Genomic DNA, 21,999 nt, shown 5'->3' with positions numbered 1-21,999 from the left:
CCGGTTCGGTCGTCCGTGTGCGCACAGCGGCGGAACCGTCCGTATGGCTTCGGGCGACGCCGTCGTACGGCCATCACCGCAGGTCGGTGTGGGCGCCCCCCGGGGCGGGAGCGCGCCACTATAGGGGGAGCCTGTCCCCCGCGGAAGAGACGAGTGCGGCGCAACCTCCAGGCCGACGACTGCCTCGAGGTTGCCACGTCCTGTCAAGCCTTAAAAAAGGCTCTTTCACCCGCGGCTGGATTCCTGGTGCGACAGCTCTTCCCCCTCCGCCGGCTCCTCCCGGGCGGCCCGATGCCGTTCCTGAGCTGCATCGTGTGGCCGACCACCTCGTATACCGCGTTTCGACCACGAGCACCAGGCCAGGGCCGCGGCGCCGCTCTCGAGTTGGAAGAACTCGGTGCAGCTGTCGGTCGCCTGGAACGTCCGGGGTCTGCGGGAGGTGTCGGCGTGCCGGATGGGCACATTGACAACAGGTCAAGAGTCGTTGACCATTGCGCCGTGCCAGAAGAACAGCCAGTCGACGACCAGGACGAGGCGCAGGAACTCAACGACGCGCTGCAACTGCGCGCCGTCAGCAACCTCGTCCGCCACCGCATCCTCCGCCTCCTGCGTGACCAGCCCGCAACCATCACCCAGGTCGCCGCCCGGATGGACATCGCCAAGGGCAGCGCGAGCTACCACATGCGCCTGCTGGAGAAGGCGGGCCTCGTGGCCGTGGTGCGCACCCGCAAGGTCCGCGGAGTGACCGAGCGCTACTACGAGCGGACGTGCAGCCGGATCAGGCTGCCCGAGCCCGAGCAGGGCGCACCCAACGTGGTGATGCGGCATGCCCTGGCCGATCTGGAGGCTGCGCCCACCGGGCCGGCGCGTCTGGTCCGGATGCACCAGGCTCGGCTGAGCAAAGAAAAGTACGCGGAGTTCACCGCCCGCCTGGAGGCGTTGGTGGAGGAGATCGCCGCGGCATCCGATCCAGCAGAGCCCGCGGCCACGCTCGCCGTGGCCTTCTTCCGGCCAGAGGAGCACGCATGATGTCCCTGCGCAGATTACACGACGGTCTGCCACCTGCCTTCAGCCGTCTGTGGTTCGCCTCGGCCGTGTCCTCCCTCGGGGACGGTGTCTACCTCGCCGCCCTGCCCCTGTTCGCCGTCTCCCTCACACCCGATCCGTTCGCACTCAGCCTGGTGACCGCCGCTTCCCTGCTCCCGTGGCTGCTGTTCGGCCTGCTGGGCGGCGCGCTGGTCGACCGCTGGGACCGGCGCCGGACCATGTGGATCAACGACTTGGCGCGTGCTGCCCTGCTGGCGGGACTCGTCGCAGCGGCCGCGGCGGGAGCGGCGAACCTGCAGCTCCTCATCGCCGTGGCCTTCCTGCTGGGCATAGGGCAGATTTTCTTCGACACCGCATCCTCGGCCTACCTGCCCCAGTTACTCGACCGGGACCTCCCCAGCCTGCGGCGCGCCAACACCCTGAAACACGGCGCGCAGACGGCGACGGGCGAATTCGCCGGGCCACCACTGGGCAGTTTGCTCTTCGCCTTCGGCCGGGCCGTCCCTCTGGCCTTCGACGCCATCTCCTTCCTGCTCAGCGGGCTGCTCATCCGCACGCTGCCCGCCCAGCCGGTGGCTCCCGCCAAGGAGCGGCGCTCGCTGTGGCGGGACGCCCGCGACGGCGCCGCCTACGTCTTCGGCAACCGCATCCTGCTCGGTCTCGCCCTGCGGTTCGCCGTAGGCAACCTCGCCTTCGCGGGTGGGGAGGCGGTTCTGGTCCTCTTTGCCCATCGCACCCTGCACATCGGGAACAGCGGCTTCGGCCTCCTGCTCGCCACCCAGGCCGTGGGCGGCCTGGCCGGCACCGCGCTTGCCGGGCTGCTCGGCGCCCGGATGAAGACCGGCCACGCCTTGACGGTCACGGCCGCGGTGGAGGCGGTGGCGCAACTCTGCCTCGGCCTGTCCGGCGGCCCGGTCACCGCGGGTCTCTCCATGGCCGTCTGCAGTGCGGCGATGTCGGCGACCATGGTGCTCGTCCCGTCCGTGTCCCAGGCCATCGTCCCCGCCCGCCTCACCGGGCGGGTCTCCGCCACCAACCGCATGCTGGGCGTCGGCGCGGCACCGCTGGGTGCCGTGGCGGGTGGCTGGCTGGCGACTGCGGCCGGGCTGCGTGCCCCCTTCGTCGCAGGAGCCCTCGTCCTCGCCGCGATGACCGTCCTCGTAGCCGTGCTCACCGGTGCCGACCGCATCGAGGCCGCCCTGCAGAAGGCCCGGGAGGAAGCCGCCTCGGCCAGCGTTCCAGCTGCCTGACGGGGCAAGCCGGCAGGGCGAAGAGCCGGCACCGCGCACACCAAGACCCCGTGGCCTGCCGGCCGCGGGGGTCGTCCCGGTCACGAGGCATCCGACTCGGCAGCCCGACCGTCTGCCGGCTGCTCCATCGCTGCGGGCTACGGATGTTCGACCGAGGAACCTCCTCGCTCGAACGGCGACGGACCGCGACGGACGGCGTGGTGGGCGTACCGGGCCCGCGCTCGAGTCCGGCGTACCGGCCTTCGCGGGCGGCTGAGGCACACCGTGCTCACGGGCTCGGGTGCCGCCCGGCCGGCCCCGGGCACGGCGGTGGGCACCCGCCCCCCTCAGGACGGGTGCCCACATGGATGAACCGCGCGTCTCGGGTTCGGCGTGCCGGCGCCGGGTGAGGGAGCCTGCGAGGCGGGCCAGGCACCCTCACCCGGTCAACACCTGGTCGCGCACGCCCCGTTCGGCGCCCCGGCACGAGGCCGGGGTCGGCACGGCCGTTGCCCGCCGTGCCGACCGGTGTGTGCCGGGCGGCGAGCCCTCGTCACGGACGGGCCCGGCGTCGGCGCAGGGCCGGGCGGGCGGGGGCACCGTCCTGCAATCTCTCCGCCAGACCGGCCACGGTCGGGAACTCGAAGAGCGTCTGGATCGTCAGCTCCGCATCCAGCAGGGCACGCACCTTGTTCACCAGGCGGGTGGCCAGCAGCGAGTGCCCGCCGAGCTCGAAGAAGCTGTCGTGGATGCCCACATCGGGCAGTCCGAGGATGTCGGCGAACGCCTTGCACAGTGTCGTCTCGCGCACGTTGCGCGGGGCGGCTCCGGACAGCACACCGTCGTATGTGGGGGCGGGCAGCGCCCGCCGGTCGAGCTTGCCGTTGATGGTCAGCGGCAGCACATCCAGGCTGACGAACGCCGCCGGGACCATGTAGTCGGGCAACACGGCGGACACATGAGGACGCAGCTCGGTGACCTCAGGCAGGGAACCCCCCGCAAGGGGCGCGACATAGGCGACCAGCCGCCGGTCGCCGGGCCGGTCCTCGCGAACCACGACAGCCGCGGCGCCCACCTGCGGGTGCCGGGTCAGGACGGACTCGACCTCCCCCAGCTCGATCCGGAAACCGCGCAGCTTCACCTGGTCGTCGGCACGGCCCAGGAAGTCCAGCGTGCCGTCCGGCAGCCAGCGCACGAGGTCTCCGGACCGGTACATGCGCGCCCCCGCCGGACCGAACGGGTCGGCGACGAACCGCTCGGCGGTCAGGTCCGGCCGGTTGAGATAACCACGGGCCAGGCAGGTACCGGCCAGATACAGCTCGCCCGGGACACCGGGCGGCACCGGATTGAGGCGGCGGTCCAGGACGTACGCCCTGGTGTTCCAGATCGGTGGGCCGATGGGCGCGGTCGCGGCGGCTGGCCAGTCGGGTACCCGGTCCGGGAGGGTGTACCCCGTCACAACGTGCGTCTCGGAAGGCCCGTAGTGGTTGTGCAGCCGCACGTGCGGGTAACGGGTGTGGAAGTTGCGTACGCCGCTGGTCAGCCGGAGGGCCTCGCCGGCCTGCATGATGTGGCGCAGGGAGCGGAGGGCGAGTCCCTGTTCCATCGCCGCTTCGCAGACCGCACTCACCACCAGGTCCGGCGCGAAGAGTTCGTCCACCTCGTGCTGGTCCAGCCAGCGGGCGAGCGCGGACGGGTCGAGGCGGGTCTCGTCGTCCGGGACGCACACGGCCTTGCCGTTGAACAGCGCGGAGAGTATCTCGTGCTCCGAGGCGTCGAAGCTGATGGCGCTGAACTGCGCCACCCGGGCCCCCGGGCGTACGGCGACGGCGAAGGCGTTCCACGCCAGCAGGTTACGCAGCGCGACGGCGGTCATCACCACACCCTTGGGGCGGCCGGTCGAGCCCGAGGTGTAGATCACGTAGGAGCTGGTGTCCGGCAGCAGCGGGGCGGTGCGGTCGGCGTCGGCGGGGTCGGTGGCCGCCTCGCGGGACAACTCCTGGAGGGTGTCCGCGTCGTCGAGGAGCAGGATGTCGCCGGCGTCGGGCAGCCGGGAAAGGGCGTTGCTGGTGACCATGAGCGCCGGTCGGGCGTCGGACAGGATGTAGTGGATGCGTGCGGCTGGGTAGGCCGGGTCGATGGGCAGATACGCCGCCCCCGTCTTCAGAACGGCCAGGAAGGCGACGATCAGGTCCGCCGACCGGCACAGCCGCACCGCGACGTACCGCTCCGGGCCGATGCCCCGCCGGATCATGAGGTGCGCGAGCCGGTTGGCCCGCGCGTTCAGCTCGTCGTAGGACAGCGTGACCTCGCCGACCAGCACGGCGTCGGCGTCCGGAGTCCGGGCCACCTGCCGCTGGAAGGCCTCGGGCAGGTTGTCCGTGGGGAGCTCGACCGCCGTGTCGTTCCACTCGGTGAGCACGCGCCGGTGTTCGCCTGCGGTGAGCACATCGGCCTCGGTTACGGGGCGGTCCGGTTGCGCCACGACGGTCTTCAGCAGGGACAGCAACCGGTCGGCCAAGCCCTGCGCGGTCCCCCCGTCGAACACGTCGGTGGAGAACTCGACGACCCCGTCGATGCCGTCGGCCGCCCCGTCCGCGTAGGACTCGGTGAAGCTGAACAGCAGGTCGAACTTGGAAGTGCTGGTGCGGCCCTCGTCGACCGTCACCGAGAGGCCGGGGAGAGCGAAGACGTCGTATTCGTCGGCGGCCTGCATGACGAGCATGACCTGGAACAGGGGGCTGCGGGACAGCGAACGGGTCGGATTGACCGCTTCCACGACGTGCTCGAAGGGCACGGACTGGTGGGCGAAGGCCGCGAGGTCGGTGGCGCGTACCCGGGCGAGAAGTTCCTCGAAGGTGGGGGCGCCGGAAAGGTCGGCGCGCAGCACCAGCGTGTTGGCGAAGAAGCCCACCAGATCGTGCAGGGCCTCGTCCTGGCGCCCGGCCACCGGGGTGCCCAGCGGGATGTCAGTACCACCGCCCAGCCGACTGAGGAGGGCTGAGAGAGCCGCCTGGAGGACCATGAACACGGTGGTTCCGGTGCGGCGGGCGAGGCGGACGACGGCGGCGTGCGTGTCGGCGTCGATGGCCACCCCGACTGTGTCTCCCCGGTAGCTGGCCACCGACGGCCGGGGCCGGTCGTAAGGCAGGTCGAGTTCCTCCGGAAGGTCCGCCAGTTGTCGGGTCCAGAAGGCCAGTTCCGGCGAGGTGCCGTCCTGTGCCGGGTCGGTTCGCGCGCGCTGCCACAGGGCGTAGTCCGCGTACTGCACGGGAAGTTCTGGCCAGACCGGTGCCGCGCCGGCGCGCCGCGCCTCGTACGCCGCCGCCAGATCCTGAGCCAGCGGCCTGGTGGACCAGCCGTCTGTGGCGATGTGGTGCATCACCACCAGCAGGACGTGTTCCGCCGGCGCCACCCGGAACAGCTCGGCGCGCAGGGGCAGGTCGCGGGTCAGGTCGAAGGGCTGCAGCGACGCCGCACGCAGCACTGTTCCGAGCTCCTCGCGGGCCCTCTCCGTGACGACGAACGAAGGGCGTGCCCGCTCGCCGTCCAGGACCAGCTGGCAGGGGGTGCCCTCCTCCTCGGGGAAGACCGTCCGCAGACTCTCGTGCCGTGCCACCACATCACCCAGCGACGCCCGCAGCGCCTCCACGTCGAGCGGTCCGGAAAGCCGCAACTCCAGAGGGATGTTGTAGGTCGCCGAGGGGCCTTCCAGCCGCGACAGGAACCACAGCCGCTGCTGGGCGAACGACAGCGGGACGCGTTCCGGGCGTGTCTGCGGTACCAGTTGCGACCGGCCCGGAGCGGCCTGTCCCAGCCACCTGGCCAGGCCGGCCGGGGTGGGCGACTCGAACAGCACCCGGATGGGCAGCTCCACCCCCAGCTTCGCCTGCATCCGGTTGGCCAGCCGGGTCGCCAGCAGCGAGTGACCGCCCAGGGCGAAGAAGTCGTCGTCCGCCCCGACCGCGCTCACGCCCAGGATGTCGGCGAACGCCTCGCACACGATCGCCTCCTGGGCGGTGGCCGGTCCCCGCCCTGTGCCGGCGGCGTACTCCGGAGCCGGCAACGCGGTGCGGTCCAGCTTGCCGTTCAGCGTCAGCGGCAGCCTGGGGAGCAGTACCACCGCCGCGGGCACCATGTATCCCGGCAGTCGACCGGCGGCGAACCCGCGCACCTCGGCAGCCAGCCCGCCCGCGACGGAGGACTGATCGGGGTCCTCGGTGGGCACGGCGTAGGCAACCAGCCGTTTGTCCCCCGGGGTGTCTTCCCGGACCACCACCGCCACCTGGCGCAGCCTCGGGTGCCCGGCCAGTACCGCGGCCACTTCGCCCGGCTCGATCCGGAACCCCCGGATCTTCACCTGCTCGTCCGCGCGGCCGACGAATTCCAGGTTCCCGTCCGTCCGCCACCGAACCCGGTCACCCGTCCGATACATGCGCTCACCGGCGCCACCCAGCGGGCAGGCCACGAAGCGCTCCGCTGTCAGCCCGGGTCGCCCCAGGTACCCACGCGCCAGCCCCGCACCGGCCAGGTACAGCTCACCGACCACCCCGACCGGCACCGGGTTGAGGGAGTCGTCGAGCACGTAGGCGCGGGTGTTGGCGATCGGGGCGCCGATGGGCACCGTGCCCGACTCCAGTCCGGGGCGGCAGCGCCACGACGTGGCGTCCACCGTCGTCTCCGTGGGGCCGTAGGTGTTGAACATCAGCCGCCCCGGCGACCAGCGCTCCACCACCTCGGGAGGGCATGCCTCCCCCCCCACCTCGAGGACGACTCCGGTCCCGATCGCCCCGTCCGGCATCGTCGCCAGGGCCGCAGGAGGCAGCGTGGCATGTGTCACGGCCTGGTCGGTGATGAACTCGGCCAGTTCCGCGCCGAGCCGCCGGTCCTGGTCCACGACCACCAGGGCCGCTCCTGACAGCAGGGCCAGCGACCACTCCGAGCAGAAGTTGTCGAAGCCGACCGACGCGAACTGCGCCACGCGGTGGCCCGGTTCCACACCGAACCTCGCGTGGCTTGCCGAAAGGTTGGCGAACCCCGCGTGCGAGACGACGACGCCCTTGGGCCGGCCGGTGGAGCCGGAGGTGTAGATGACGTACGCCGCATTCTGCCGGCGCGGCGGCACCAGCGGGTCCGCGTTCCACGTGTCCCCCGCCTCGGATGTCCCGGGTGCGTCCAGCACCAGCTGCGGTACGTCGCAGTCCTGTGGCACCGCCCGTCGGCAGCGTGACGTGGTCAGGATGCAGACGGGGCCGGCATCGTCGAGCGTGTAGACGACGCGTTCGACGGGATGGTCGGGATCGATGGGCAGATAGGCGCCGCCGGCCTTGAGCACCCCGAGAATCGCCACGATCAGCTCGGCACAGCGCTCGGTGAGCACCGCCACCACCGACTCCGGGCCCACGCCGTACTCCGACGCCAGGCGACGGGCCAGTCTGTCCGCCCGCAGGTCCAGCTCACCGTACGTCACTTCAGCGCCGTCGCACACGATCGCGACGGCGGCCGGTGTCCGGGCCGCTTGCGCCGCGAACAGCTCCGGCACCGTCGCCTCGGGCACCGTGAGACCCGTGTCGTTCCACTCGTCCACCACTCGCCGTCGCTCGGCTGCGTCGACCACGTCCAGATGACTGATCCGGGCCAGCGGAGTGTCGGTCATTCCCTGCAGCACCTTCAACAGCCCGCCCGCCATTCGCCCGGCGGTGGCCGGGTCGAACAGGTCCGCCGCGACGGTGAGTTCCCCGCGCAGACAGGCGGTCCCGCCCTGGTCGTCGGTCTCCTCGCCCAGGACCACCTCCACGTCGTACGCCGTCAGCGGCTCGCCCACGGCCAGCGGGCTCACCCGGACGCCGGGCAGTTCCAGGAGCGCGGCGGCGGAGGTGGTGGTGTCCCGCAGGGCGAAGACGGCCTGGATCAGGGGGTGGGCAGCCGGAGGGTGGGCAGGGGCGAGCTCCTCCGCCAGGCACGCAAACGGCACGTCCTGATGGGCCGCCGCGCTCAGCTCCGCGTCCCGTACCCGGTCCAGTACCTGCGCCGTGGTGGGCTCTCCGGACAGGTCGATCCGCGTCACGCGCGTGTCCGCGTAACAGCCGACGAGGCGGTCCAGCTCCTTGTCAGTACGCCCGGACTCGGCCGACCCGACGAGGACATCGCTGTCGCCACCCCACCGGGACAGCAGCACTGCGACCCCGGCCCGCAGTACCGCGCTCAGGGGTACCCGCCGTTCCGCGGCCAGCGCCACCAGGCCCTGGTGTAGTGCGGCGGGCACCGTTACGTCGACGCGATGCCCGCGGTGGGATGCCGCGGCGGGACGCGGCCGGTCCACGGGCAGCGCCAGCTCCCCCGACGTCCCGGCCAGTGCCTCACGCCAGTACGTCAGCTGACGGGACAGCTCGCTGTCCGGGTCGTCCGCCGAGCCGAGGAGCTCGTACTGGCCCAGTGCGTGATCGGCGTACTGGACCGGCAGTTCGTCCCAGAGCGGCTCTTGCCCCCGGCAGCGCGCCGCGTACGCGATCGAGAGGTCCTGGACCAGGGGTACGGCCGACCAGTCGTCCCCCGCGATACGGTGGACGACCAGCGCCAGCACCTGTTCGCCCGTCTCCATGACGGACAGCCAGGCCCGCACCGGGATGTCCGACTCGAGGTCGAACGCGCAGGCCGCCGCCTCCGCTCGGGCCGACGCGACCAGCTTCAGTTGGAAGCCCGACCCATCGACCGGGAGAACGCGCTGATACGGCACCCCGTCGACAGCGGGGAACACCGTCCGCAGCGCCGCGTGCCGCCCGATGATGTCGTGCAGCGCTTCCTCAAGCGCCTCCCGCTCCAGCTCCCGGGACAGGGTCCAGGCCATCGTCAGACGGTTCACCGCGCTCGGTGCGCCCGACCGCTCCAGGAGCCAGAGCCGTCGCTGTCCGAGGGAAGCAGGACTACTTTCCGGACCTAGCTGATCCGCTGTGCCCGGTCGCGCAACGAACATATCTGCCCCCATGGGTGAATTTCGCGAACTCGTGACCGGGTCCGCGAATTGCAGCGCATTCGATAAAATGAAGGTGAGCGGAGAAATGGCCGGCCGGAAGACCCAGCGCAGTCCTATGTGACGCCGAATGTTCGACGAACCCGCCAGATGGAATGGAGTGGGTTCTGATTCCAACTGTGTTGAATCAGAAGGTATTAGCGCCTCTCTCGGCACGTCAACCTTGATGCATTACGGTGGGCAGAACAGCTACGAAGCGGTCACCCCGAACGGGTCCAGCACCTCGGCGGCCGCTCTCAGCAGGTCGTGCATCGTGGCCGTCGGCACGGCGGGAAACGGCTCCGTGCGGATGCGGATCAGTGCGGCGGCACGACGGGCCCGCCGTTCGGCCGTGGCCATGTCCTCGGCACGTGCGACCACCAGACCGCAGCGGTCCTCGGACCAGCGCAACGGCTCCACCGGTCCGCCGGGTTCGACGCCCACCTCCGCCCGGACCACGCCCTCCACCCTCCGGGCCGCCGCGAGGCCCTCCACTGTGCGTACCCGGCCGGGCGGCGGAGTGAGGAAACGTACGGCGGCCGCTCCCCGGCTGACCGGGGCGAGCGCCGGTACGCCTACGGGCAGGGCGAGTTGGCAGGTCAGGCGCTCGGCATCGATGCCGTAGACCAACTCGACGAGCTCGGCGATCCGGCCGCCCGCGCACCGCAGGTGTGACTCGATCACACGAGGACCGTCGGCGGTGAGCATCAGTTCCGTGTGTGCCGGCCCGTCGACCAGGCCCACCGCGTCGAGCATCCGGCACACCACGTCCTCGACGTCAGCAGCGCACTGGGCCGACAGCGGTGCCGGGAGCGCGTGCCCGATGGCCACGACACCACCGCCGCTGTCCTTGCGGGAGACAGCGAGGACGCTGTGGCGTCCGGCGATCGAGAAGGTCTCCACGCTGATCTCGGTACCGGTGAGGAGTTCCTCCGCCATGAACTCACCCACCCCGAACGCCTCCAACCAGGCCCAGGCCTCGGGTACCTCCTCCGGGGAGCGGACCTTGCGTACGCCCAGGCTGCCCGATCCCATGGTCGGCTTGACCACGATGCCGCCGTGCCGTTCGGCGAAGGCGCGCAGCACGGACTGCGAGGCGCCCACCCGGAAGGCCACCGGGCTGATCCCTCGCTCGTTCAACAGGGCGCGCAGGGCCGCCTTCGTCGCGGCAATGGCACCGGGGCGGGCGGCAACACCGTCTGCACCGGGCCGGCGTCGGTAAGTGCGAGCCGACTGCGCAGCCCTTCGTGACGGCTGACGATCCCGGTGAGCGCGGCCTTGACCGCTGACGGCTCCACCGGCCCCCGCAGCCGGTACGCCCATGACTCCCGGTAGCGCGCCCCCCCCCTGACCGACCCGGTCATCGAGCCAGATGGAGGTCTGCTCGAAGGACATCGGACAACTGGTCATGGCACTCCTATCGGGGTTCGGCCCCCAGGGGCCAGAAGGAGCTGGACCTGCTCGACGTGGTCGTCGAACCGCGGATGAGCGAAGATCGTCCGGAGCCGGCAGCGGACGGCCGTCTCCCGGTGGAGCGTGGCGGCCAGCCGTGCGGCGGGCAGTGAGTCCCCGCCCAGGGCGAAGAAGTCGCTGTTCCCGTCGATCTCGGTGGCGCCGAGCACCTCCTGCCACACGCGCCGCAGCAGTGGTACCAGGTCGTCGGGGTCCGGAGCAGCCGCGTCCGCGGGGCGGGCCGCGGCCAGCTCCCGCAGAGCCTGCATGTCGACCTTCCCGCCCGCGGTCAGCGGGAACTCGGGCAGTACGAGCAGTTCGTCGGGGGTCATCGTCGCGGGCAGTCCCATACGCAGATCGCACAGCAACCTGCCCGTGTCGACGGGCCCGTTCGCGGTCAGGCAGCCGACCAGTCGGTCGCCCGCCCGCAGCACCCGGACATCGGTCACCGAGGGCGCCGCGGCCAGGTGGGCGCCGATCTCCCCCGGGCCGATGCGCACCCCGTTGACCTTGAGCCGGTCGTCGGACCGGCCGAGGAAGTACTGGCGGCCGCCACACCGGACAGGACCAGCAGCCGCCTGGCCCCCGTAAAGCTCTCAGCGCTCCGGCTCAACCGCACCTGGAGACCCACCACCAGCACGGCGTTGAGGCCGTACAGCCAGGCGCCCAGTCCCTTGGGCAGGCCGGGGCGCGCCACCACCCACAGCGGAATGCCGACCCGCAGCACGAGGTCGCCGATCGCGAGCAGGCCGTACAGCAGCGAGAGCGCGAGGTAGGGCAGGTCGCGCAGGGCCTGTCGGAGCTGGACGGTGTCCTCCCGTACGGCCGGTCCGCTCCGGCGGTCCGGCAGGCCCAGGCAACAGGCGGTGGCCGCCGCCTCGGCCAGCGCGCTGCCCAGGATCAGCCCGAGGTAGCCCGGTGCACTGTCCACGGACAGCCCGAGGCCGCAGCCCAGGGCTCCCGCGATGACACCGATGTTGAAGACGCTGCGCAGCCGGGCGGAGACATTGACCCGGGCGGCCGGGTCGACCAGGTCGGCGACCAGCGCCTCCCGGCAGATCCAGCCCCCCTGCACGCAGATACTCAGCAGGCCGCCAGCGCCAGGAACGCCCACAGGCCGTGTACCCGGGTGGCAGCCACCAGCAACAACACCTGGGCACAGCCCAGCGTGACGGTGGCCCTACGGGCACCGGTCCGGTCGCAGAACCGTCCGATGTACAGCGACAGGGGCAACCAGACCAGGCCGGCCAGGGTGAGACCCGCACCGACCTCGGCGACGGGCAGGCCGGCCTGGCGGGTGAAGTAGACCGCGTTGCCGGACGCGTACAGCCCGAAGCCGAGGCTGCCCAGCAGATGGGCCGCCACCAGTCGGCGCGGCGTGCCGGGCCCGGTCACCCGACCTCCACCTGTGCCGCACCGGTCTCACGCGCGCACCGCAGCCGCGGCGCGGTGCGGGCCAGCACGGCGCCGGCGAGCTGGGACGTCACCAGTGAGACCAGGACCAGCACCACGAAGAACCTCTCGTTGATGAGTTGCGCCCGGTAGGTCACCCCGGCCAGCACCACACCCACCGTTCCGCGCGCGTTCAGCGCGACGGCCAGCGAACCCGCGACCGCCCGGCTCTCTCCGGCCAGCAGCGCCGCGCCCCAGATGCTGACGGCCTTGACGGTGCAGGCGACCGCCAGGAACCACAGGAAGAACCAGGCGTCGAAGTCGCGCGCGAGATCGAGCCGGGCCCCGACCAGCCCGAAGAAGACGGGCACGAAGAAGGCCATCGAGAACTGCCGGATGGCACCCCACACCTGCTCACCGCGTGCGTCGGCCGCCGCTTCACCTGTCGCCAGGTCACCACGCACCGCGCACATGCCCGCCACCAGTGCACCGAACACGGCGTTGATCCCGAACGCCATGCAGCACAGCACCATGGAGAAGAGAAAGACCAACCGGAATGCGAGCGGACTCTGCCGAGCTACGAGATTCCAGCGGTGCTGAGCCAGCCAGCGGAACACGCGCGGGCCCGCGAACAGCGCGAGGGCGAAGAACAAGGCACTGACGAGGGTGTAGTACGCCACCGACGGCACCACGGCCGAGCTGCCCACTGCCGGCCACAGGCCCGCGGATTCACCGGAGTTGGCGAGGCCGAGGGCGATGGCGAGGACGATGTAGAGGATGACGTCCTCGATCACGGCCACCGCGAGCACGATCCGGCCGAAGGGCGCGTCCAGGATGCCCAGGTCCATCATGATGCGGGAGATCACCGGAATGGCCGCCACCGCCATCGCCAGGCCCACCACCAGCACGGTGGTCACCGTGGTGCCGGACTGGCCCGTGAACCACACGGGACGCAGCCCGGCGATCGCCGCGCCGACCGTGAAGGGCACCAGCAGGCCGGCCGCCCCGACCAGCACACCGGTACGCCGCTGCCGGCCCTCGACCCGGATGCGCAGTTCCGCGCCGGCCAGGAACATCAGCAGAAGCTGACCCAACTGGTAGATCACGTCCATCGCGGAGGTCACTGGTCCGGACTTGGGGAACAGCCACTGCTCCGCGTCGGGTGCAGCGAGGCCCAGCAGGGAGGGGCCAAGCAGGATGCCGCCGACGATCTCGCCGATCACGGGCGGCTGCTTCAACCGGGCGAAGAGGTGGCCCAGAACGTGCGCCGCGATGCAGACGAGACCGACTGCCGTGAGCAGGCGGGCGGTTTCGACAACGGTCATGAGGTCAGTTCCATTCGTGTTTCGTCGCCTGCCACCCGTCCTCGTCGGCCCCACGGCGCCAGTAACCGGAGATCGACACCCGGGCACGGTCCAGGCCGCGCTCGCCCAGCAGGTGGCCGCGCAGGGCTTTCACGAAGTGCGCCTCGCCGTGAACGAAGGCCTGTACGGTGCCCGGCCCGAACGCGGCGGCGCGTACCGCCGCGGTGAGCCGCTCCCCCAGCTGTGCGTCGCCCCGGTGCAGCCAGACGACCTCCACCGCCGCCAGGGTCTTTATGTCCACTTCCCCGGCCGCGTCGGTCACTTCCACGAACGCGGTGCCACGGGCGCCGTCCGGCATGGCCTCCAGCGCCGCGGCGATCGCCGGCAGCGCGCTTTCGTCACCTGCCAGCAGGTGCCAGTCCGCGTCGGGTCCGGGGGCATAGCCGCCGCCGGGTCCGGAGAAGTGGAGCAGATCTCCCGGCCGGGCGTCGGCCGCCCAGGGTCCGGCCACACCGTCGTCGCCGTGATGGACGAAATCCACACTCAGTTCGCGGGCGGACTCGTCCCAGTGCCGAACCGTGTACGTGCGGGTCACCGGCCAGTGCGGGCGCGGCAGCGTGGCACGTGCCGTCATCGGGTCGAAGGGCTGGGGGTAGGCGACCCCGGGGCGCGGGAAGTGCAGCTTGATGTAGTGGTCCGTGCATCCCCGTACCGAGAAGTTGGCCAGGCCTTCACCGCCGAGGACCACTCGGACCATGTGCGGGCTGATCCACTCGGTACGCAGCACGCGTCCGCGATGCGCGCTGCCCCGCCTGGAGTTCATGGGCCGTTCTGTCATGGTGAGCTTCGCTTTCGTTCCGCGTGGGCGAAATACCCGAACGCTTCGGGGTGGGGTGGTTCCAGGCCGGGCAGGGCGCAGCGCCAGCCGTTCCGGCCGAGCGCCAGGGCCAGTTCCCGGGCGGAGCGCTCGTCGACGGTGAGCGTGACCGTGCCGGCCGTGCCCTGCGCTCCGTGCTCGATCTGAAGGTCCTCGACGTTCACTCCTGCCGCTCCGACCTCGGCCAGCAGTTGGCCCAGGGTGCCGGGTTCGTCGCCCACCACGACATCGAGCCCGACGGTGACCACGGGAGCGGTGTGCGGTTTCGCGGGCACGCGCCGGTTTCCTGTCCTGCCCCGCTCCAGCAGATCGTTCAGCCGGGCCAGCGAGTCGTCGTGGCGGCCCTCGGAGTCGAGTGCGCGCAGGGCTCGCAGTGTGACGCTCAGGTCGACCAGGAGGCCTTCCAGCACCGCGGCCACGGCCGGCGCGTTGGCCGAGAGGATGTCCGACCACAGCCGGGCGTCGCCGCCGGCAATCCGTACCATGTCGCGCAGGCCCTGGCCGGCCAGGCCCGTCACGGCGCCTTCGGCGGCGGGCAGTTGGGCCGCCATCAGGGACGACAGCAGGTGCGGGGCATGCGAGACCAGGGCCACGGCGTCGTCGTGGGCTCCCGCCGTCATGGTCACGGGGGCGGCACCGCACAGCTCGACCAGTTCGTGTGCCAGCGCGGCCGTCTCCTGTGTCGTGCGGGCGTCCGGAGTCAGCACCCAGGAGCAGCCTTGGAACAGGTCGGCGCGTGCGGCACAGGGCCCCGAACGCTCTCGGCCGGCCATCGGGTGCCCGCCCACGTACCGGGCGGTGTCGCAGCCCAGCCGGTGCGCGTCGTCGAGCGGGAGACGCTTGACACTGGCCACGTCGGTGTAGGAGCGGGCCAGGCCGTCTGCCTGGGCCCGTGCCAGCACCGCGCCGATCTGGGCCGGTGGCACCGCGATCACGGCGAGGTCCACCGGGGCGCCGGGCCGGTCCAGGCTGCCGGCGCCCAGTGCGGACGCCGTTCGGGCCGCGCCGGGGTCGCTGTCACTGAGGTAGACCCGGACCCCGGCGTCCAGCAGGGCCAGTGCCACCGAGGTGCCGATGAGGCCGGTGCCGATCACCAGGGCGGTGCGCAGCAGCCCGCGGCCCGCGACGACGCTCCCCGGATGGTTGTCGAGCGCAGTCGTGGCGGTCACCGCTCACCGTCCTCGGCCGCGTGCAGACGCACCGGCAGGCTGCTGTAGCCCTGGAGGAACGTCGAGTAGACGGGCTTGGGCGCACCGAGCGACTCGATCGAGTCGACGCGGCGCAGCAGCGTATCCAGAACCGCTGTCAACTCCGCCCGCCCGAGATAGGAACCCAGGCAGAAGTGCGCTCCGAAGCCGAAGGTGAGGTGCCGGTTCGGGGTGCGGGCCAGGTCGAAGCGGCAGGGGTCGGCGAAGACGGACTCGTCACGGTTGGCGGAGACGTTCCAGGCGGTGACGGTCTCCCCGGCCTTGATGGTCCGCCCGCCGATCCGCACATCCGTCGCCGCCGTGCGGCCCACGTGCAGAGCGGGGCTGGTCCAGCGCAGGATCTCCTCGACCGCGGTGGCGAGTTCCACCCGGCCCTCCTTCATCGCCGCCCACTGGTCGGGGTGCCTGAGGAGGTTCCACACGCTGCCGGTGGCGGCCAGCCGGCTGGTCTCGTCGCCGGCCAGCACCAGGCCGTAGCAGTTGAGAACCAGTTCCTCCTCGGAGAGAGGCGCGCCGTCGACCTCGACGGTGGTGAGTGTGGTGATCAGGTCGTCCTGCGGGGACGAGCGGCGGTGTGCGGCGAGTTCGGCGAAGTAGAGCAGGATCTCGTTGCGGGCCAGCCAGGCGTCCTCAGCGGACTGTCCGGCCTCGTCGGAGCTGAGGGCCTGTTTGCTGAGCCGCAGCAGTTCGGCCTGGTCGCCATCGGGGACGCCCAGCAGGTCACAGATCGTGCCCATCGGCACGTGGTCGGACACCTCGACGGCGAAGTCGCAGTCGCCCTTGGCCACTGCGGCCGCCATCCTCTCCTCGGCACGCGCCTGCACCTTCTCCACGACACTCCGGAGCACCCGGGGCGAGAAGGACTTGAGCAAGGTGGTGCGCAGCGCCGTGTGCCGGGGCGCGTCCATCACCGCGAGCAGTCGGCCGCCCGCCGGGTCGCCGCCGCTGAGCAGCGAGGTGAGCATGTTGCCGTGCCGCGAGACGAAACGCTCTGCGTCCTTCATCACGGCCATGACATCGTCGTGGCGGCTGAGCACCCAGAAAGCGGGGGCGGATACGGTGGCCTTGTGCCGGGCGACCGGCTGCTCGGCCCGCAGCCGCTGCCAGAACTCGTCGAGGCCCTGGCCGACGAAGGTGGCGGGATCGGTCAGGTCGAGGCCGATCTCGTCGTCGAGTCCGGTATCGACGACGGTTGCAGGTGTGGACATGTTGCTGACTCCTCAGACGGTCGGCTCGAGGTGGCGGGCGACGATCGGCCCGATCCGCTCCATGGCGGCGGGGGTCATCAGGCGCAGATGCTCGGCCTCGACCTGGATGCGGGTGATCGTCCCGCCCGTGTACGGGCGCCACACGTCGGCCAGTCCGCTGGGGCGCCCGGCCGCGTCCGTGGCCTCGACGAAGAGCAGGTCGCCGTCGAAGTGCTCGGGCCGGGCCACGTCACTGATCCTTATGTTGTTGGTGGTCGTGGCGTTGATCGCCTCGACCGTGCGGGCGTCGATCCCGGCCAACGGGCTGTCTGCGTCCCGCAAGATCTGCTGCACCCGTTCCGCGGGGATCTGCCCCGCGTCTGGCTCGGCGTCGAAGGCCGGCAGACCGTCGAAGGCCAGCTTGAGCGTGTCGCGCCGGCTCAGTGACCGAGGTGCGCTGCGCGCGCCACCGTGGCTCGCGTCCAGGACGGCCAGCAGCGACACCCGCTCCCCCGCCCTGCGCAGCCGGGCCGCCATCATGTGCGCGGCGTTGCCGCCGAAGGACCAGCCCAGCAGCCGGTAGGGGCCCGCGGGCTGGATCCGGCGGATCTGCGCCAGGTAGTCCTCGACCAGCTCGGCCATGTCGGCCGCGACGGGCTCAAGGCCAGTCAGGCCGCGCGCCTGAAGCCCGTACACCGGTATGTCCTTGGGCAGGTGGCGCAGCAGGCCCACGTAGCACCAGGCCATGCCCCCGCCGGGGTGGACGCAGAAGAGCGGGGTGTCGCTGCCCTGGGCCCGCAGCTTCAACAGGGGGCGCAGACCCTCGGTGCCGGCGTCGGACTTCTCACCGGTGGCGGCGGACAGGCCGGCCACCGTGCGCCGGTCCAGCAGGTCGCGCATGGACAGCCGGATGCCGAGTTCGGAGCGGACACGGCTGATCAGGCGAGTCGCGGCCAGGGAGCTGCCGCCGAGGTCGAAGAAATCGTCGTGGATACCCACCCGAGGCACGCCCAGGGCCGCGGCGAAGAGTCGGGCCAGCTGCTCCTCGCGCGCGTCGCGCGGCCCGGGGCCGCCTGCTGCGCCGGTCCTCCTCGTTTCGGGCAAGGCCCGGTAGTCCACCTTGCCGTTGGGAGTCAGCGGCAGCGCACGCAGGCGCACGAAGGATGAGGGGACCATGTAGTCGGGCAGCGTCTCGCCCAGACGCCGGGCGAGCTCCTCGTCGTCGGGAAGCCCGCCGCCCGGCCCCGGGACCATGTAGGCCGCCAGGGTCCGGTCGTTGGTGTCCTCGCCGTGGCTGATCACCAGTACCTGGGCGGCGCCGGACACCCGGGCCAGCACGGTCTCGATCTCGCCGAGTTCGACCCGGAAGCCCCTCACCTTGACCTGGTTGCCCACCCGGCCGAGGAACTCCAGGTCGCCGTGCGCGTTGCGGCGGCCCAGGTCACCGGTCCGGTACATGCGGCTGCCGGGAGTGCCGAACGGGTCGGCCACGAACCGCTGGGACGTCAGCGCGGCCTGGCCGAGGTAGCCCCGGGCGACGCCCGGCCCCGCGAGGTAGATCTCGCCCGCTTCGCCGGTCTCGACCAGTGCCAGCTTCTCGTCGAGTACGTGGAGCCGCATGCCGTCCAGGGGGCGGCCGAGCGGCACGTCGCCACGCGGTGGTTCGCTTATCAGGTGCTGCGTTGCGAAGAGGGTGGTCTCGGTGGGCCCGTACAGGGCGCGGACCACTGTGTCCGGGCAGGTCTCGAGCACTCGGGCGACCGCTGCCGGAGACACCACGTCACCGCCGGTCATCACCTCCCGCACGGTCGCGAAGCACTCCGGCGCCGCCTCTGCGACCACCCGGAACAGACCTGCGGTCAGGTGCAGTCCGGTGATCCGGTGGGTGGTGATCAGCGAGCGCAGGATGTCGACGTCCACCTCCGGCGGGGCCAGCACGAGGTGTCCGCCGCGCAGCAGCGGGACCCAGAGTTCGTAGGTGGAGACGTCGAAGGCGTGCGGCGCGAGCATCAGGACCCGCTCATGGCGCCCGCCCGCCCACAGGCCGTCGTCGACCAGGTCCAGCACGTCCTGGTGAGTGACCGCGACACCCTTGGGGGTGCCGGTGGAGCCGGAGGTGAAGATGACGTACGCGAGCCGCCCGCCGGTGCACGGGACCTGCGGCTCGGCGGGCCCGACGGCATCCTCGGGCACGGCGGTCGCCTCGGCCGTGTCCAGGACGGTGAGGCCGCGGGTGTCGAGCTCGGGCACGGTCCGGTCGGCCAGCAGGACGCGGGCGCCGGCCTCGTCGAGCACCGTCCGGTGACGTGCGGCGGGGTTGGCGCCGTGCAGGGGCAGGTAGCAGCCGCCGGCCTTGAGTACGCCGAGGACCGACACCACGAGCTCGGCGGAGCGCTCCATCAGCAGGGCCACCGGTTCCTCCGGCTGGACCCGCAGAGCGAGGAGCCGTTGCGCCAGACTGCTCGCCCGCCTCTCCACTTCGGCATAGGTCAGGCGTTGCCTGCCGCAGGTGAGGGCGATCGCGTCCGGGGTCCGGCGCGCCTGCTCGGCGAAGCGCTGGTGAACCGTTTCCTGTGGATTGGGCACCTGAGCCATCGCTAACTTCACTCCTGCTGGTTGTTTCGGGTGTCGGTCAGGCCCCGGCGCCCACCGGGGCGGCGACCTCACGCAGGAAGGCGGCGAGTCGGCGCACCCCCTGATCGATCTGTTCGGGCTCGAGATAGCTGCACGACAGGCGCAGCTCCCGATCGCCGGCGTCGCTGACGTAGAACTGCGCCATCGGCGTCCAGAGCACCCCGAACCGGGCCGCCGAGTGCTTCAGCAGCGCCTCGTCGACCGGCACCGGCAGCTGCATCCGGACGAAGAACCCGCCCTCGGGGCGGTTCCACCGCACGTCGGGCAGGCGCGGCACATGCCGGTCCAGCGCCTGCAGCAGCAGTCCGAGGTTGCGCCGGTACAGGGCACCGCGGCGGCGGCCGAGGGCGGCGAGCGAGCCGCCGTGCTCCAGCAGCATGCCGCCGATCACCGCCTGGCACAGCGGTGCCGTGTTGACGGTGACCATGCTCTTCAGCGCGGCCAGTTCGTCGGAGAGCATCCGGACCTCGCCGTCGGTGCCGGTCACCTGCTGGTCGGCGACGGCGTAGCCGACCCTGGCCCCGGGCAGGCACAGTTTGGCGAACGTGCCGATCTGGACAACCCGTTCACCGCCCGGCATCGCCTTGAGCGAGGGCAGTTCGGCGCCCGGGGGCGCCGTGAAGCAATACGCGTTGTCCTCGATGAGCATCAGATCGGCCCGGTCTGCCGCCGCGAGCAGCGCGCGGCGCGCGGCCAGGTCCATGACGGTGCCTGAAGGGTTGGCGTGGTCGGGGGCGACGTACAGCGCCCGGATGCGGCGGCCCTGCGCGGCGAGCCCGGCACGGGTCGCCTCCAGGGCGTCCAGGTCGGGCCCGTCGGCGCGTTCGGGGACGGCGAGGACCTCGATGTCCAGCAGCCGTGCGGCGCCGAGGATGCCGACGAAGCACGGCTCGACCACCGCGAGCACGTCGGAGCGGTCGCGGAAGAGAGCGCGCAGGGTGAGCAGCATGGCCTCCTGCGCCCCGACCGTGATCACCACCGCTCGGTCGGGTACGTCGATGCCGTGATCGGTGCGGACGGCCGTGGCCACGAGGTCGTTGATCAGCCCGCGGGCCGGGCCGTACTCGTAGAGCAGCCGGCGCACGCGGTGAGCGTCCATGCCCCGGGTGGCGCGCAGGCGCTCGCTGAACAACTCGATGTAGCGGGAGAGATCGGCGTCCATCAGATGGGCCAGGTGCGGGGCGCCCGGTGCGAAGGAGATCGCCTCGGGGAAGCGCGTCATGATCTCGTTGAGGAAGCCGATCGAGCTGAGGACGGGGTCGGTCAGCGAGTCGTGCAGTTGATCCAGGCCGAGGATGGTCACGGGGCGTGTCCTCCGTCCGCCGGTTGCCGCACGGACGGGGTCGAGAACCGGCCGACCTTGGCCATGACGTCCGCCGCGTACAGCCGGCGGGCTTGCACCAGAGCGAACTCGGCCAGGTAGCGGCGCAGCCCGTCGCGGGGCTCGTCGGCCAGGTTGAGCATCATCCGGTTGGCGAGCACCGCCGGGGCGGCCAGTTCCCGCACGGCCTTCTCGACGGCGGCGTCCATCGCCTGGGACGCGACCACCTCGTCGCAGACCAGCGCGGCCTCCGGATCGGTGGTCCGGATCCGTCGTCCGCCGAGGATCACGCGGCGCGCCAGCCGGGCGCCGGTCATGCGGGACAGCCGGAAGTTGCCGAGCCCGGGAACGATGCCCTCCTGCGCCGCGGGCAGGCTGAGGAAGGCGTCGTCCGCTGCTATCACGTGGTCGAAGACGAGGAGCAGCTGCATTCCGCCGCCGATGGCGAAGGAGTCGACCACGGCCAGCCACGGTTTGTGCAGGGTGCGCTCCGGATAGGCGTCGGGGGACGGATCGACCAGGAGTCCGTGCATCAGCTTGTTGATGTAGCCGAGCTCGCGGCGCAGCAGGAAGTCCACGAACGAGATCCGGCCGGCGTGCAGGTCCTTGAGGTTGATGCCGGCGCAGAAGACCCGTCGGCCGGTGTAGCGCGGGTGAGTCATCACTCCGCCGCGCACCACGCCGACACTGATCTGATCGTCGAGCAGCACGAGGTCGACGGCGGTCTCCAGGTCGTCGATCAGCCGGTTGTCCTCGGCGTTGAGGCAGTGCTGGTTGTTGAGCGTCAGATGCGCGACATCGTCGCGTCGTTCGAGCAGCACCGCGCCGAGGTCGACGCGCCCCTCGGCGCGGAAGACGCTCAGCAGGCCCAGGGCCCGGGGGGTGGGAGCCAGCATGCTGTCGATGAGGTGCTCGCCGACCGAGGGATCGGCGAGCAGGGCGCGGAAGAAGATCCCCTGGTCGATCTCACGCCCTTCCTTGTCCGCCTGCGTGCGGGTGGCCTCCTCGGCCATCTGGGCATCGGTGGGCAGCAGTCCTGGGAACCGTTCGGCCCCGGCCCGAGCCAGCTCCGCCAGCCGCAGGGGCGTGCGGCGCCGGTCGGTGAGGGCGTCATAGACCGCCGGGGCATGCCGATGCAGGAAGGCCGTACGCGCCCGGCGACACGAGTCGACGAGGGACGCGGCGAGCTGTCGCTGGGCCTCGTCGCGCAGTCCGGGCAGGGGCAGCCCGGCCAGTTCCTCCTCGGCCGGACCGACAAGTTCGGCCAGCGTCCTCGCATCGTCCTCCAGTGCCCCGCACAGGTCCGGGCCGGACACGTTCGCCATGGTCACCGGCATCG

Annotated in this window: 14 protein-coding genes; 2 read left to right on the top strand and 12 right to left on the bottom strand. The window is 71.5% G+C overall.

Translation table 11 applies throughout. The annotated features are described in order from the left end of the window. Window positions 1–498 precede the first annotated feature (498 nt). Both ACFY0F_RS09805 and ACFY0F_RS09800 read left to right on the top strand, forming a co-directional pair. On the top strand, window positions 499–1,029 hold the full coding sequence (locus tag ACFY0F_RS09805; protein WP_388791285.1) for an ArsR/SmtB family transcription factor: 531 nt from the start codon (window positions 499–501) through the stop codon (window positions 1,027–1,029). Beyond that, on the top strand, window positions 1,026–2,297 hold the full coding sequence (locus ACFY0F_RS09800) for an MFS transporter (RefSeq protein WP_388791283.1): 1,272 nt from the start codon (window positions 1,026–1,028) through the stop codon (window positions 2,295–2,297). Before ACFY0F_RS09805 ends, ACFY0F_RS09800 begins: the two co-directional genes overlap by 4 nt. A 532-nt stretch (window positions 2,298–2,829) precedes the next feature. Here the strand turns inward: ACFY0F_RS09800 and ACFY0F_RS09795 are convergent. From ACFY0F_RS09795 to dpgC, 12 genes are all read right to left on the bottom strand, one after another. Then, on the bottom strand, window positions 2,830–9,249 hold the full coding sequence (locus ACFY0F_RS09795; protein WP_388791281.1) for an amino acid adenylation domain-containing protein: 6,420 nt from the start codon (window positions 9,247–9,249) through the stop codon (window positions 2,830–2,832). Between the two features lie 246 nt (window positions 9,250–9,495). After that, window positions 9,496–10,401: an ATP-grasp domain-containing protein gene (locus ACFY0F_RS09790; protein ID WP_388791279.1), complete on the bottom strand. Its 906-nt coding sequence runs from the start codon at window positions 10,399–10,401 to the stop codon at window positions 9,496–9,498. A gap of 290 nt (window positions 10,402–10,691) precedes the next feature. After that, complete coding sequence (locus ACFY0F_RS09785) at window positions 10,692–11,237, bottom strand: phosphopantetheine-binding protein (protein ID WP_388791277.1); 546 nt, start codon at window positions 11,235–11,237, stop codon at window positions 10,692–10,694. Beyond that, window positions 11,183–11,812, bottom strand: coding sequence for a hypothetical protein (locus ACFY0F_RS09780; protein WP_388791275.1), 630 nt, complete (start codon window positions 11,810–11,812; stop codon window positions 11,183–11,185). The genes ACFY0F_RS09785 and ACFY0F_RS09780 overlap by 55 nt, the downstream gene beginning before the upstream one ends. Before the next feature lie 8 nt (window positions 11,813–11,820). Next, window positions 11,821–12,132: a hypothetical protein gene (locus ACFY0F_RS09775; protein WP_388791273.1), complete on the bottom strand. Its 312-nt coding sequence runs from the start codon at window positions 12,130–12,132 to the stop codon at window positions 11,821–11,823. Continuing rightward, window positions 12,129–13,454, bottom strand: coding sequence for a cation:proton antiporter (locus ACFY0F_RS09770; protein WP_388791271.1), 1,326 nt, complete (start codon window positions 13,452–13,454; stop codon window positions 12,129–12,131). The genes ACFY0F_RS09775 and ACFY0F_RS09770 overlap by 4 nt, the downstream gene beginning before the upstream one ends. A gap of 4 nt (window positions 13,455–13,458) precedes the next feature. Continuing rightward, on the bottom strand, window positions 13,459–14,271 hold the full coding sequence (locus ACFY0F_RS09765) for a siderophore-interacting protein (RefSeq protein ID WP_388791269.1): 813 nt from the start codon (window positions 14,269–14,271) through the stop codon (window positions 13,459–13,461). Beyond that, on the bottom strand, window positions 14,268–15,419 hold the full coding sequence (locus ACFY0F_RS09760) for a prephenate dehydrogenase (RefSeq protein WP_388791359.1): 1,152 nt from the start codon (window positions 15,417–15,419) through the stop codon (window positions 14,268–14,270). The genes ACFY0F_RS09765 and ACFY0F_RS09760 overlap by 4 nt, the downstream gene beginning before the upstream one ends. 56 nt (window positions 15,420–15,475) lie before the next feature. Next, window positions 15,476–16,726, bottom strand: a complete 1,251-nt coding sequence (locus ACFY0F_RS09755; RefSeq protein ID WP_388791267.1) for a cytochrome P450 — start codon at window positions 16,724–16,726, stop codon at window positions 15,476–15,478. Window positions 16,727–16,738: 12 nt separating this feature from the next. Then, window positions 16,739–19,300, bottom strand: coding sequence for an amino acid adenylation domain-containing protein (locus tag ACFY0F_RS09750; RefSeq protein ID WP_388791265.1), 2,562 nt, complete (start codon window positions 19,298–19,300; stop codon window positions 16,739–16,741). A gap of 37 nt (window positions 19,301–19,337) precedes the next feature. Then, window positions 19,338–20,642: a PLP-dependent aminotransferase family protein gene (locus tag ACFY0F_RS09745; RefSeq protein WP_388791263.1), complete on the bottom strand. Its 1,305-nt coding sequence runs from the start codon at window positions 20,640–20,642 to the stop codon at window positions 19,338–19,340. Beyond that, entirely contained in the window at window positions 20,639–21,997 is a 1,359-nt protein-coding gene (gene dpgC / locus ACFY0F_RS09740) for a (3,5-dihydroxyphenyl)acetyl-CoA 1,2-dioxygenase DpgC (RefSeq protein WP_388791261.1), read from the bottom strand. The genes ACFY0F_RS09745 and dpgC overlap by 4 nt, the downstream gene beginning before the upstream one ends. Window positions 21,998–21,999 lie beyond the last annotated feature (2 nt).

Origin of the sequence: Streptomyces sp. NPDC001544 (assembly GCF_042894285.1) — a bacterium.
In the GTDB taxonomy this organism is placed as follows: domain Bacteria; phylum Actinomycetota; class Actinomycetes; order Streptomycetales; family Streptomycetaceae; genus Streptomyces.
The sequence above is the reverse complement of the archived record's forward strand: the minus strand, read 5'-3'. Positions and strand labels throughout refer to the sequence as shown.